Origin of the sequence: Chamaesiphon minutus PCC 6605 (assembly GCF_000317145.1) — a bacterium.
Classification (GTDB): Bacteria; Cyanobacteriota; Cyanobacteriia; order Cyanobacteriales; family Chamaesiphonaceae; genus Chamaesiphon; species Chamaesiphon minutus.
The window spans coordinates 5,297,885-5,311,362 of sequence record NC_019697.1 but is presented as its reverse complement, the minus strand read 5'-3'; the positions used below and the strand labels follow the sequence as shown (position 1 = coordinate 5,311,362).

At 46.2% G+C, this 13,478-nt stretch carries 13 protein-coding genes and 1 pseudogene; 13 read left to right on the top strand and 1 reads right to left on the bottom strand.

Annotated features, from left to right (window positions below; all coding sequences use genetic code 11):
* Positions 1-423: 423 nt before the first annotated feature.
* From CHA6605_RS24190 to CHA6605_RS24170, 6 genes and pseudogenes are all read left to right on the top strand, one after another.
* Positions 424-1,773: a CmpA/NrtA family ABC transporter substrate-binding protein gene (locus CHA6605_RS24190; RefSeq protein ID WP_015162006.1), complete on the top strand. Its 1,350-nt coding sequence runs from the start codon at positions 424-426 to the stop codon at positions 1,771-1,773.
* A gap of 81 nt (positions 1,774-1,854) precedes the next feature.
* On the top strand, positions 1,855-2,688 hold the full coding sequence (ntrB, locus tag CHA6605_RS24185; protein WP_015162005.1) for a nitrate ABC transporter permease: 834 nt from the start codon (positions 1,855-1,857) through the stop codon (positions 2,686-2,688).
* A 176-nt stretch (positions 2,689-2,864) separates the two neighbouring features.
* Positions 2,865-4,835: an ABC transporter ATP-binding/substrate-binding protein gene (locus CHA6605_RS24180; protein ID WP_015162004.1), complete on the top strand. Its 1,971-nt coding sequence runs from the start codon at positions 2,865-2,867 to the stop codon at positions 4,833-4,835.
* Positions 4,836-5,092: 257 nt separating this feature from the next.
* Positions 5,093-5,914, top strand: coding sequence for a nitrate ABC transporter ATP-binding protein (locus CHA6605_RS24175; RefSeq protein WP_015162003.1), 822 nt, complete (start codon positions 5,093-5,095; stop codon positions 5,912-5,914).
* A 173-nt stretch (positions 5,915-6,087) separates the two neighbouring features.
* Positions 6,088-6,186, top strand: a pseudogene (locus CHA6605_RS37490) (P-II family nitrogen regulator); the annotation flags it as partial.
* Positions 6,187-6,716: 530 nt separating this feature from the next.
* Positions 6,717-8,102, top strand: a complete 1,386-nt coding sequence (locus tag CHA6605_RS24170; protein WP_015162002.1) for a cation:proton antiporter — start codon at positions 6,717-6,719, stop codon at positions 8,100-8,102.
* A gap of 854 nt (positions 8,103-8,956) precedes the next feature.
* On the opposite strand, the gene CHA6605_RS24165 is transcribed toward CHA6605_RS24170, so the two are convergent.
* Positions 8,957-9,370, bottom strand: coding sequence for a heavy metal-responsive transcriptional regulator (locus CHA6605_RS24165; RefSeq protein WP_015162001.1), 414 nt, complete (start codon positions 9,368-9,370; stop codon positions 8,957-8,959).
* Between the two features lie 187 nt (positions 9,371-9,557).
* On the opposite strand from CHA6605_RS24165, the gene CHA6605_RS24160 reads away from it, so the two are divergent.
* From CHA6605_RS24160 to CHA6605_RS24135, 7 genes are read left to right on the top strand one after another with little or no spacing between them, the layout of a single operon-like run.
* Complete coding sequence (locus CHA6605_RS24160; protein ID WP_041549900.1) at positions 9,558-9,896, top strand: cation:proton antiporter subunit C; 339 nt, start codon at positions 9,558-9,560, stop codon at positions 9,894-9,896.
* On the top strand, positions 9,893-11,329 hold the full coding sequence (locus CHA6605_RS24155) for a cation:proton antiporter (RefSeq protein WP_015161999.1): 1,437 nt from the start codon (positions 9,893-9,895) through the stop codon (positions 11,327-11,329). Before CHA6605_RS24160 ends, CHA6605_RS24155 begins: the two co-directional genes overlap by 4 nt.
* Positions 11,326-11,739, top strand: coding sequence for a Na+/H+ antiporter subunit E (locus tag CHA6605_RS24150; RefSeq protein ID WP_015161998.1), 414 nt, complete (start codon positions 11,326-11,328; stop codon positions 11,737-11,739). The genes CHA6605_RS24155 and CHA6605_RS24150 overlap by 4 nt, the downstream gene beginning before the upstream one ends.
* On the top strand, positions 11,736-11,999 hold the full coding sequence (locus CHA6605_RS24145) for a hypothetical protein (protein WP_015161997.1): 264 nt from the start codon (positions 11,736-11,738) through the stop codon (positions 11,997-11,999). The genes CHA6605_RS24150 and CHA6605_RS24145 overlap by 4 nt, the downstream gene beginning before the upstream one ends.
* Positions 11,996-12,271 carry a monovalent cation/H(+) antiporter subunit G gene (locus CHA6605_RS33200; protein WP_015161996.1) on the top strand — a complete coding sequence of 92 codons (276 nt, stop codon included), beginning with the start codon at positions 11,996-11,998 and terminating at the stop codon, positions 12,269-12,271. Before CHA6605_RS24145 ends, CHA6605_RS33200 begins: the two co-directional genes overlap by 4 nt.
* Positions 12,268-12,810, top strand: a complete 543-nt coding sequence (locus CHA6605_RS24140; RefSeq protein ID WP_015161995.1) for a DUF4040 domain-containing protein — start codon at positions 12,268-12,270, stop codon at positions 12,808-12,810. The genes CHA6605_RS33200 and CHA6605_RS24140 overlap by 4 nt, the downstream gene beginning before the upstream one ends.
* Positions 12,807-13,469, top strand: coding sequence for a Na(+)/H(+) antiporter subunit B (locus CHA6605_RS24135; protein WP_015161994.1), 663 nt, complete (start codon positions 12,807-12,809; stop codon positions 13,467-13,469). Before CHA6605_RS24140 ends, CHA6605_RS24135 begins: the two co-directional genes overlap by 4 nt.
* Positions 13,470-13,478: the final 9 nt, after the last annotated feature.

Below are 13,478 nucleotides of genomic sequence, written 5' to 3'. Positions count from 1 at the left end.
TCCCGTCCATTACTACCCTCTACCCTCTTTTTTCAATGTTTTAGCGGTAATCGCCCTCTTTAAATAGACACTTTCTATTATTATATCACTTAAAATTTAATTTGCCTATTCTAAAATCGACTGCAATTGACTAAGCACATAGACTTAGTCTATCGATCCCCGAATTAACAATTATTTATTCTATAAGCTCACGGCCTAAAGAGGGACCTGAAAAGGGGCATAACAATTCCTTGCCTTGCAATGACTGGGACTGCTGGATCTCGCTCTGTATATCCGCTAGATTTATCTTGCCGCGATGTATTGACAAACGCAATAAAATTATGCAATGATTTTTTCTATGGTGTTTATGTAAATCATTGATTTTTTCAATTTCGACGATCGCTCTAAAATCTCCTCAACTTTTAGATACCCACTTAAAAACTCATGCAACATCTCTCACGTCGGCACTTTTTGCTGGCGGCTGGTGCCGCTGGTGGCGCAACTCTGCTCAAAGGTTGCGCCATCAACCCACCTTCCCCAGACGCCTTATCTCCCAAAGCACAAGCACTGACTCTAAGTTCGGCAACTACACCGGAGACGACAGCCGTTAAGCTGGGCTATATTGCGATCGCTGAATCAGCACCATTAATTATTGCTAGGGAAAAAGGTTTTTTCGCTCGCCACGGCATGACGGATGTGGACGTATCGAAACAAGCTTCTTGGGGTTCGGCGCGAGATAATATTGAGATCGGCTCCTCTAACGGTGGGATTGATGGCGGACAATGGCAGATGCCCATGCCGCAGTTGATTTCGGAAGGGATTATTACCAAGGGAAATCGCAAAATTCCAATGTTGTCGCTGGCGCAGTTGAGCACCCAAGGTAATGGGATTGCTATCTCCACCCAACATGCTGGTAAAGGCTTTGGTTTAGATGTATCGGGCGCAGCCGAATATGTGAGAGATATGAAGGCTGACGGTAAGCCCTTCAAAGCTGCCTACACCTTCCCCCGCGTCAATCAGGATTTTTGGATTCGCTATTGGCTGGCAGCAGGTGGCATCGATCCCAATAAAGATATCGATCTGATTGCCGTACCCGCAGCGCAAACCGTCGCCAGTATGCGAACTGGTTCGATGGATGGATTTAGTACGGGAGATCCTTGGCCGTCGCGGATTTTACGAGATCGTCGCAAGTACGGATTTCTGGCAGTTTTAACCGCCCAAATTTGGCCAGCGCACCCTGAAGAATACTTTGCTATGCGGGAAGATTGGGTCAGAAAACATCCCAAAGCCGCTAAAGCAATTCTCAAAGGCATTATGGAAGCCCAAATGTGGTGCGACGATCCGAAAAATAGAGCAGAAATGGCGGCTATTTTAGCCCAGCGCAAATACTTTAACGTGCCCAGCGATCTATTAATTGGCCCGTATGTAGGTGAGTACATCCTTGGTGCCGATCGCAAAACAGTTAAGGATGAGAAATTAGCCATTCGCTATTGGAAAGATGCTCGCGGCAACGTTTCTTATCCCTATAAGAGTCACGATCTCTGGTTCTTAACCGAAAGCGTCCGGTGGGGATTTTTACCTCAAGGTGCGTTGGGCGAAGCAGATCGGATTATTAATGCGGTGAGTGGTGAGAAGTATTGGCGAGAGGCTGCTCAAGAACTGGGAATTGCCAGCGCAGATATCCCCCCATCTACTTCTCGCGGCATCGAAAAATTCTTCGACGGTGCCGAGTTCAACCCCGAAAAGCCGAAAGCTTATTTAGATAGCTTAAAAATCAAAAATTTGAAGGCATAAATTAATTAATAATTAATTGGTTTTCTTCGATTCTGTTTTTCAATCGATTAGTTTTAATTTAGTTTATTTTGGAGCAGCATTATGGCCTCTAGTGTACGTAAGTCATCGGGATTTCGGATTGGCAATATGGAAATATCTGCCAAAACTATCAAGAGCAATGTCCTGCCACCAGCGATCGCCATTGCTGCGTTCTTGGGTGCTTGGGAATTACTATCAGCTTCGGGCATTACCCTCTTACCTGGCCCTTCGAGCCTGTTTACCGATGCGCGGACTTTTGAATTAGTAAAATATCCTTTTTACGATCGCGGCGGCATCGATAAAGGAATGTTCTGGCAGACTTGGGCAAGCTTACAACGGGTCGGCATCAGCTATACATTAGCCGCGATCGTCGGGATTTCGCTCGGAATTGCGATCGGTACCAGTAAGATGCTCTCCAAAGCTCTCGATCCCTTGTTCCTATTCTTAAGAACAGTTCCTCCTCTGGCTTGGGTACCAATTTCCCTCGCTGCCTTAAATAAAAACGAACCCGCTGCCCTGTTTGTAATCTTTATTACCGCAGTCTGGCCGATCTTAATCAATACCGCAGTTGGGGTCAAACAGATCCCTCAAGATTATATTAACGTTTCCAAAGTTGTCCAAGCTTCCAAGCAAAAATACTTCTTCCAAATTCTGCTACCTTCCGCACTGCCTTATATTTTCACTGGCTTGCGCGTCGCGATCAGTTTAGCTTGGTTGGCAATTATTGCTGCTGAAATCGTCATGTCGGGTATCGTCGGGATTGGTTTCTTTATCTGGGAAGCATATCAAAATAACTACATCAGCGAAGTAATTCTGGCTTTGGTTTGGATCGGTGCGGTTGGTTTATTGCTCGATACGGCAATGGGTTGGTTGCAAAATAAAATTGTCAAACAATAACTCGATCGAGGATCGATACGGTTTGGTTCTCCAGCGACTGTTCGCGGAGCGTTCCCGTAGGGTAGACGCCGCTAGTGATGCAAAGTCCGCCTACGCGGATTTGCATCATGAGGAGTGGTTTTAACCACTTTGAGTGGATATCAACTTGAGTTAACAATCAAAAATTAAAAATACCTATGTCAACAGTCGAATTAGTCAATATTAAAGACGCGGGAAAAACCTTTCCACTCGGCGGTGGACGCGAATATATCGCCCTACGCGGCATCGATCTCCAAATTAAACGCGGTGAATTTATTTCCCTGATTGGTCACTCTGGCTGTGGCAAATCCACCTTGCTCAATATGATTGCAGGATTGGATTTAGCGACAGAAGGAATAGTTACCTTAGAAGGATTAACAATTACCAAACCTGGCCCCGATCGAATTGTTGTTTTCCAGAACTATTCACTATTACCCTGGCTGACAGTGAGGGAAAATGTCGCTTTTGCTGTCGATGAAGTGCTGACTGAAAAAACAGCCCAAGAGCGGACAGAAATCATCGAGCATTACGTCGATGTCGTTGGACTTGCCAAAGAGATTGACAAATATCCTGGAGAAATGTCTGGAGGGATGCGCCAACGGGTGGCGATCGCCCGCGCTTTAGCTGTCCAACCGCGCTTATTATTATTAGATGAACCCTTTGGCGTACTCGATGCCCTGACGCGGGGTAAATTGCAAGAACAGCTAGTCAAAATCTGCGAAGATAATCAAATTTCGGCGTTGATGGTGACGCATGAAGTTGATGAAGCCGTACTGATGAGCGATCGAGTGGTGATGCTTACTAATGGCCCAGCTTCCAAAATTGGCTCGATTTTAGATGTCGATATTCCCCGTCCGCGTAAGCGGTTGGAAGCCGTTAAACATCCGAGTTACTATCAGCTCCGCAGCGAAATTATTTACTTTCTCAACCAGCAAAAACAAGTCAAGAAAATGCGGGCGCAGAAAGTTCAAAATGTTGCCGCCCACGGGTTAGAAAAAGTTAACTTGCAACTCGGTTTCGTGCCCTTAACAGCGTGCACGCCGATGATTATCGCCAAAGAAAAAGGCTTCTTTGTCAAACACGGCTTAGAACAGGTCTCCTTGGTAAGAGAATCGAGTTGGCGCGGGGTTGTCGATGGACTGATCGGTGGTTATGTCGATGCCGCAGCCATGCCATCGGGAATGCCCCTGTGGATTACCCTTGGCGGTGCGGGGAATCAAAGCACACCCGTGGTTAGCTCCCTGACTATCAGCCGCAATGGTAACGCCATTACCCTCGGTAAAAAATTTAAGCAGCGTGGTGTCAAAACCCTCGCCGATTTCCGCGCAGCGATCCGCGCCACCCCCGATGAATACCACCGGATGGGTGTAGTACACCCTTCCTCTATGCACAACCTCTTGCTGCGTTATTGGCTGGCAAGTGCGGGGATCGATCCCGATCGCGAGTTACACTTAAAACAAATTCCGCCCGCCCAAATGGTCGTAGATTTGAAAAACGGCACAATTGATGGTTTCTGCGTCGGCGATCCGTGGAACCTCCGCGCTGAGATCGAAGGGATTGGATTTACCGTTGCCCGCGATATCGATATCTGGAGCGGTCATCCCGGCAAAGTCTTGGGTTTTCGCCAAGATTGGGCACAGGCGTTTCCCAATACCGCGATCGCGCTCACCAAAGCACTTTTAGACGCTTGCCGCTACTGCGCCGATCCCGCTAATGCTGAAGAAATTCGCAAAATCTTAGCCCGCAAAGAATATATCGGTACGAGTCTAGATTTTATCCATCTTGGGGGTCCCAATGATGTTGTCCCTGGGGTAGAATCGGTCGCCCATCATGTCTTTTTCGGCGATGGTGTCAATCGTCCCAGTCGGACCGAGCATCTGTGGCACATGGTTGAGATGGCGCGGTGGGGTGATGTACCTTTCCCGCGCAACTGGGTAGAGGTACTCGAAAATACCTGTCGCGTCGGTGTATTTAGTACCGCAGCAAGGGAATTAGGTTTGACCGAGATTTCCTACAGTCGCGGTTCGATTCAACTAGTCGATGGTACTAAATTCGATGCTGAAGATCCGATTCGCTATCTCAACAATCTCGAAATTAAGCGTGATATTACCCTAGCGGAAATTCACTAATAACCCAAGTTGCTAGTTATGGGTTGTCGATGGAGAAAGGGGACAGGGGATCGAACCTCCCAAATGTCCTAACAACCGCCCTGGCAATTGCGATACCAATAACTCCAGCGGTTAGAAACCGCTGCTCGGAGTGCGAAGTCCGCGTAAGCGGACTAAGAAACTAGTCCGCCTACGCGGACTTCGCACCACTAGCGGTGACTTTAGTCGCTGACTAACTGTCAACTTTTTAACATCAACTATTACAAATCTTAAATCCTATGACTGCTACTGCACCTCTGCCAGGAAGATCGAAAAATACTAAACAAGATTTTATCAGCTTTCAAAAAGTTACTAAAACTTATCCTACTAGAACGGGATTAAATGTCGTAATTAAGGATATCGATCTCGCTGTTGGACAAGGCGAATTTATTTGTATTATTGGCCACTCTGGTTGCGGTAAATCAACTTTATTAAATACACTTTCTGGCTTTGCCATGCCGACCGAAGGTCAAGTCACCATGAATGGTAAGTTAATTACCAAGCCAGGTCCCGAGCGAATGGTAGTGTTCCAAAACTACTCTTTGATGCCTTGGATGACAGCTTATGAAAATGTCTATTTTGGGTTAGATTCAGTCCATCCCAATAAATCGAAATCGGAAAAAGATCGGATCGTCCGCGATACCCTGACAATGGTTGGTTTGGGCGAGGCAATGGAAAAAACTCCTCCCCAATTATCGGGTGGGATGCGTCAGCGGGTGGCGATCGCGCGGGCTTTTTGTCTGCGTCCTGAAGTCTTGATTTTAGACGAACCTTTTGGCGCACTAGATGCCATTACTAAAGAAGAAATGCAGGAAGAAGTTTCGGAAATTGTGCGCGAGTTTGGCTGTACAGTGCTGATGGTAACTCACGATATCGATGAATGTTTATTCCTGGCCGATCGATTAGTGATGATGACAGAAGGTCCATCGGCTGGCATTGGGGAAATTTTAGAGATTCCCTTCGAGCGTCCACGCGATCGCGAACAAATGCTCGAAGATCCTCGCTATTACGATTTACGCAATCGCGCTCTCGAATTTTTATATAGTGGGAATGCTCATTAGTTTAAATTAATTTTTTGCTGAAACCGATAGAAAGAATCTATCAAAAATGGCGTTTTCTTAATTTCAAACTATTCGTAATATGTTCTTAAGAAAATAAGCTATTCTTATGATTATCAAAATAATTTAAGATTGCGCCATCACTCATCTACTACAAAGGATTGCCTGGGAAGTCTATCGCAGTGAAGTTTTTCCTCGATTTTGCAGGCATTATCTACATCTGTGACGCGGAGGTACTGTACGGGCACAGTTTCTGTGGGCCAGAGGGTTGTTGAAGGGAGTCATAGTAGAAGTCGCTAAACGGTTAGATTTTCCGTCTGTGTTAGGGGAATTAGGATTACAAAAATTGGGTTTATTCGATCTGATTTAACCTGTTCATGCATTAGCCGATCGCACGGAAGCCCTGCGCCAAGCTCTCGGGCAGGTGAAATTCACTTGGCTGATTACTGTTAAAGTTGAAGGCTTACGATCGATAACAAATCTATCCTAGCCCGATCTTACACCCCCAACTTCTTGAAGAAGTTGGGGATGTGTCCTCAAGGTTCGTAGCAATGCAAACAATTCGGTTAACTTGCAAAAAAGCGGACTTGCATCACTAGGAACGATTTAGATCGCTCTAATGCTTTAACATAACGGGAGTTTCTCCGATGGGAGAGGCTCCGCCAACGGGATAAGAAGAGCCTAGAGACTGGAAGTCTCTGCTCGTGATGCGAAGTCCGCCTACGCGGACTTTGTAAAGTTAGCCCCGATTTCAATCGGTGGCGGTGATGTTTCTATTCTTCTTCGTTTTTATTACAACAAACCCATGTTTTTGAACGACACCCTTGCTTTATGGAGTGCTGTCAGCACACCGCCACTATTGGCGACAGTCGCAGCAGAATATTCGCCGATTATTTTGTCTGGAGTATTGCTCACGCTGGTAACGATCTTTATCGCCAGTAAAATTGGTTCAGAAGTGGCTAAACAGTTAGATTTTCCACCAGTACTGGGGGAATTAGTGGCAGGTGTGATTGTCGGAGTTTCCGCCTTACATCTGGTGATTTTCCCCGAAGGCGGACTAGCAGCGACGGATTCATTATTGATGACGGCACTGCAAGCTCTCAACCAACTTTCACCGGAGGGAATCGAGACGGTATTTGAGTCCCAGAGCGAAGTAATCTCAGTGCTTGCCGAACTCGGCGTGATTATCCTGCTATTTGAAATTGGGCTAGAATCCGATCTGCGCCAACTCAAAGAGGTAGGGATTCAAGCGATCGTGGTTGCCTGTGTGGGTGTGGCTGCGCCCTTTGCTGCGGGTACAGCGGGATTGATGCTCGTCTTCCATGTGGCAGCGATTCCGGCGATTTTTGCAGGGGCGGCATTGACGGCAACGAGTATCGGGATTACGTCGAAGGTATTATCGGAGTTGGGGCAACTAAAGTCTAAAGAGGGTCAAATTATTGTCGGTGCGGCGGTAATTGATGATGTGCTGGGAATTATCGTTCTCGCTGTAGTTGCTAGTCTTGCTAAAACAGGCGAGATTGACGTGACGAATGTGATTTATTTAATCGTCAGTGCCACAGTATTTCTGATCGGTTCGATTTTATTGGGTGGCTTTTTTAATAAAGCATTTACATCGATCGTCGCGAAACTAAAAACTCGTGGCAACATCATTATTCCGGCGTTTATCTTTGCCTTTTTTATGGCATTTTTAGGCAATGCCATTCATCTGGAGGCAATTTTGGGCGCGTTTGCGGCTGGATTAGTATTAGATGAAAGCGATGCAAGAGACGAGTTAGACGAACTAATTAAACCGATCGCCGATTTACTCGTGCCGATCTTTTTTGTGACTGTCGGCGCACGGGCAGATTTGGGCGTTTTGAACCCCACCGTACCAGAAAATCGGGCAGGACTATTAATTGCTGTCTTTTTAGTCGTCGTGGCAGTGATCGGTAAATTAGTAACTGGTTGGGCGGTATTCGGCATCCCCGGCGTTAACCGTTGGGCGATCGGGGTAGGGATGATTCCTCGTGGTGAGGTTGGCTTGGTATTTGCCGGGATTGGTGCAGCTAGCGGTATTTTAGATAAGCCGTTGCAGGTGTCGATTATTATTATGGTGATTCTGACGACGTTTGTCGCTCCACCATTTCTCCGCGTCGCCTTTGGTGAATCTGTCGAAACTGCCCCGCCGATCGAATCCACTAGTGAGTAATTTTCAATCCTGTTGGCAAATTTATAATAGATATGAGGTGACGATCGCAACCTCAGATCTACTGCTTAACGAGAATAAGGGGTCTAAATTCCCCTCCTTTAGAGGATGTCTGAAAAGTCTAATTGCTTCGTTTGCAGTGGGTAAATCCCCCTGTCTTGTCGCACACAAACGGGAGGGAACCTCCCGTTCGATGCGCCGCTAAATCCCCCTTAAAAAGGGGGACTAAGAGTCGGTTCCCCCCTTAAAAAGCTACCGTGTATACACAAGTCTGGAGGGAAGCGAAAACCCTAGAAATCCCCCTGTCTTGTCTCCCTAATCCGTCGGGGAACCCGACGTTGGCGCAGCCACTCCAAAGGAGTTACGGGAGCCGCTAAATCCCCCTTAAAAAGGGGGACTTTGACCGGATCTGAGCAAGCTTTTTAAGGGGGTTTGGGGGATTTAGATCTAGAAACGAAGTCAATCAGACTTGTGTATACACGGTAGCTTTTTAAGGGGGGATAGGGGGGATGTACTAGGGTTTAAGCTTAACGGAATTGAGTTTTCAGACATCCTCTTAGGTGAATCGTTTTTAGGATGGGGATTTAAACCCCACCCTAAAAACCCAATTATTAATTAATAATTATTAATTAATTTAACTGTTGGTATCGATCGAGCTAGCCGCATCCGATGAGTTATCAGTAGTCTGTTTGGGGGTACAGCAACAATTATTTTTTACCATTGTGCTACACAGACAAACTGTGCAAGTGCAGGGGTTGCAAGTACACACCATTGATGTCGTAGTCATAGCTTAAAGTACTGCCAATTGAGAGAATAAACGCATCTTACAATCTACACTCTAGTGGAGAGTCAAGCCCCTAAGTCTGTAAATTTGGACAAATAATATTCGCTTGGGGTGTGGGATTTTCATCCCAGTCTTGGAGAATTTCTCCCAGTTGCTGACGCAACGCCGACATGGATTGAATTTGGAGATCGATCGCCTCAATATGGCTCTCTAGCTTAACTCGCAGATCGGCACAAGGTAGCTCGCCCCGATCGAATACGGTTAAACATTCTTTGACTTCTTGCAAGCTCAAACCCAATAATTGCAGACGTTTGATGAATAATAAGCGAGAAACAGTCTCCAGCGGAAATAATCGAAAATGACCTTCGGTTCGATCGGGCTGCGGTAATAATCCAATCTCCTCATAGTAACGAATCGTTTTAATGGGGACTTGGCTTCTAGCCGACAATTCACCGATTTTGATGGTAGTTGCTGGTAAGGCGCGCATAGCGATCGATTGAAACTATCACTTACCAAGATAAAGTATCTAGTAGTGTACGTCGTAAATCTAGGTACTATTTTGGCGGGGAGCGGGGAGTTGGCAAAAAATGGTAGCTTCATTTCTACCGTTTCGGACTAGTTAACTGGAGAGTCAATCGTAAATAATCAATTGGGAGGCTAAAGTGTCAACGATCGTGTTAGAAGCATTTACACTAGCGACGATATTATGTGGATTCTTCGCCATTATTTTTAAGCGAAATTTGGTGATGAAAATTTTTGCAATGGATGTGATGAGTACTGGGGTAATTGCCTATTATGTGCTGATTGCTGCGCGGGGAGGTTTATTTACACCGATTGCTGGCAATGCCAAAAATAATGGAACTTACGCCGATCCAGTGCCCCAATCGGTGATTTTGACAGCGATCGTGATTGGGTTTTCGATTCAGGCTCTGATGTTGGTTGGGGCAATGAAATTGGCACAGGATCATCCCACCTTGGACACCAGTGAAATCGAGAAGGAAAATACGCCATGAATACCATCTCGATCGCCTGGATTGTTCTCCCATTTGTGGCGGGATTTCTAATTTTTTTATTCCCAAAACTCGATCGCTATCTGGCAATATTTGCAGCGATCTGTTCGGTGGGATATGCGTTACAGCTAATCATTTCTCGATCGTCGATCGCGCTTCAGTTACTCGATAATTTTGGCGTAACTTTATTAATAGATTCACTCAGCGGTTATTTTATTCTCACTAATGCCCTCGTCACGGCGGCGGTAATTCTCTACTGTTGGCAAACTGAGAAGGTGGCGTTTTTTTATGGGCAATTAATTATCCTGCATGGCAGTTTAAATGCGGCGTTTGCCTGTACGGATTTTATCAGTTTGTATGTTGCCTTGGAGGTCAGTGGCATTGCTGCGGCACTGTTAATAGCTTATCCGCGCACAGATCGCACGATTTGGGTGGCGTTGCGGTATCTGTTTGTTAGTAATGTAGGCATGTTGTTTTATCTAGTCGGTGCGGTGCTGGTTTATAAAACGCATCATTCCTTTACCTTTGCAGGTTTGCGCGGATCGCCGCCGGAGGCACTCGCGCTGATCTTTATGGGGCTACTGACTAAGGGTGGAGTATTTGTTTCTGGTTTGTGGGTACCGCTAGCCGAATCGGAATCAGAAACTCCAGTTGCAGCGATGTTATCGGGGATTGTGGTGAAAGCGGGGGTATATCCGCTAGTTAGGTGTGCGCTGATTTTGGATGATGTTGACCCCATTATTCGAGTTTTCGGGGTCGGGACAGCGGTTCTGGGCGTTTCCTACGCAGTATTTGAGAAGGATACCAAACGGATGTTAGCATTTCACACCGTTTCCCAATTGGGTTTTATGCTGGCGGCTCCTGAAGTGAGCGGATTTTATGCCCTGACGCATGGCTTGGTGAAATCGAGCCTATTTATGCTGGCGGGAGCTTTACCGAGTCGTAATTTTAAGGAATTGCAGCATCAACCAATCGATCGCACGCTGTGGATTTTCTTGGCGATTGCTGGATTCTCGATTTCTGGCTTCCCATTACTATCTGGGTTTGGGGCGAAGGTATTGACGATGAAAAATCTCTTGCCGTGGCAAGAAATCGCGATGAATGTGGTGGCGGTAGGCACGGCAATTTCGTTTGCTAAATTTATCTTTTTACCACACCAGCCAGGTGTAAATACCAAACCGATTAAGCTGGGATTTTGGCTAGCAATCGGCTTACTAATCGGTGGCTTAGTCGTGGCAAATGTTGTCTATTTTGAGGCTTACGATCCGACAAATACCATTAAAGCGATCGCAATTATTGCTGGGGGTTGGTTAGCTTATATCACTATATTTAAGCGAATGGCACTAAAAATACCCCGAGTATTAGAGCAATTCGACAATTTAATCGGCGTGATGACGTTGGTGTCAATTTTACTGTTTTGGGCGACATTTACATGAGTGGTTATCTAAACATCATCCTCAGACTCACTATTTGGCTGCTACTCACATCCGATTTGAGTCCAGAAAATATCGCGATCGGGATTGTTATCTCCTTAATCTTACCCCGCAATCACCGCTCGATTCCGCACAGCGGAGGCTCCACCAACGGTACGTTGAGGGATTGGCTGCGGGTATTCGGTAAAATTGTGATGGCAATTCCGATCGCTTATATCGAAGCGATTGAAATGATTTTTCGTCCCCATCAAGCTGAAGATATCGAGATCGAACGGGTGCCGCCAAATCGATCGTCTGGGCTAGTATTTTTAGATATTTTTCTAATTACTTTTACCCCCAAAACAATCGTTCGTAAATACGATCGAGATGGTGGCTATGAAGTTCATCGAGTTAAACGGAGAAGAAATTTATGAATTCAATCTTGAACTTCATCTTGATATTGATGATTACAGCAATGTTAATTCCGATCTATGCAGCTTATAAGTCTAATGATATTTGGCAAAAAATGCTGGCATTAGCCAGCGTCTCTAGTAAAGCATCGATTATCATCTTGGTTGTATCTGTCCTCCGAGATGATTGGATGATTGGCGTAGTCGGTGCGATCGTCTTGAGTGTAGGCAATGCTGGATTTATGTTGTTGGCGCATTTACTCAACCAGATGGAGAAAATATGATAGACATTCTCGGTTATTTCTGCATCGGTGTGGGGATTATCTTCTGGTTTTGGGGGACGATACCGCTACTGGGCAAACGCTCGGTATTATTTAAGTTGCACAGTCTCTCAGTCTCAGATACCCTCGGCTCGATGGCGATCGTGTTTGGATTGTTGCTAAAACTCCCTAGTGAATGGCAATTACTGATACTCGCAATTATCTCGTTGGCAGTGTGGAATACAATGTTAGGCTATGTATTAGCCTATTGCGCGAGCAGTCAGGAGGAGTCATGACAGATCCTTATATCTATGCGATCGTTGCCCTGCTGCCCATCACTGCGCTGATGTTGGTATTTCAGTCCAATCCTTACAACGCACTGATTATGCGTGGTATTCTCGGTGCCATCGCCGCCCTCATCTATTCAATTCTCGGCGCGGCGGATGTCGCTTTAACCGAAGCTTTGATGGGCACCTTATTATCGATTTCTTTATATGCGATCGCGGTGCGATCTTCAATGGTAGTGCGGCTGGGCATCTTGAGCGACGAAACTACTGTCGATTCTTCCGTGGAGAATGAGTTACGCACGATTTTTAGCAAACATTATCTGCGACTCGAACTAGTTACTTATCCAGATCCACAGACTTTGCGCCAAGCATTACTCGATCGAACCATTCATACCACGATCGTTCTAAATCCCGATCGAGCGCCTGAGATCGCCACCAGAATTTCCAGTCTTTATGAGATGATGCGATCGCAACTCCCCTCAGACACAAACCTAACCTACATCAACCCATTAGCTAGTAAACTGACTGTCACGGAGCCACAGCAATGAGATGGATTTATCTAATCGCAGGTATCGCGCTGGGTATCAAAATCCTGCTGACTTCCAACGCGCTCCCAGACTTATCACAACTAACCATCGTCGAAACGATCGTCCGCGAGACAGGTATCCCCAATGCCGTATCGGGTATCATCCTCCGAAATCGGCTCTACGACACGATCTTTGAAGTCGTCGTGTTTACGATCGCCATCTTAGGTGTCAAATTCTTGCTCTCTACCGAGCAACCTGCCACCACAGTCTACCAATTTACCGATTCACCCTCGATCGTTTTAGCCAGATTGGGCGCGACAATTGCCGCACTAGTTAGTATCGAATTGGCAATTCGCGGACATCTCAGCCCTGGTGGTGGTTTTGCCGCAGGTGTAGCGGGTGGTACCGCCATCGGCTTAGTGGCAATTACCTCCTCTACCGAAGAGATGGATCGACTATACCAGCGTTGGCACGCCGCTACCTGGGAAAAAATCTCCGCGATCGCTTTCATCATCATCGCGGCGATTAATCTCTCTGGTGTAGAATTGCCCCACGGCGAGTTAGGGGCATTAATCAGTGGTGGGTTTATCCCGCTCCTGAATGTGCTCGTCGCCATTAAAGTTGCCTTGGGTTCGTGGGCAGTAATGTTGCTCTTTATCCGTTATCGTGGTTTGTTATAAGGACAGATC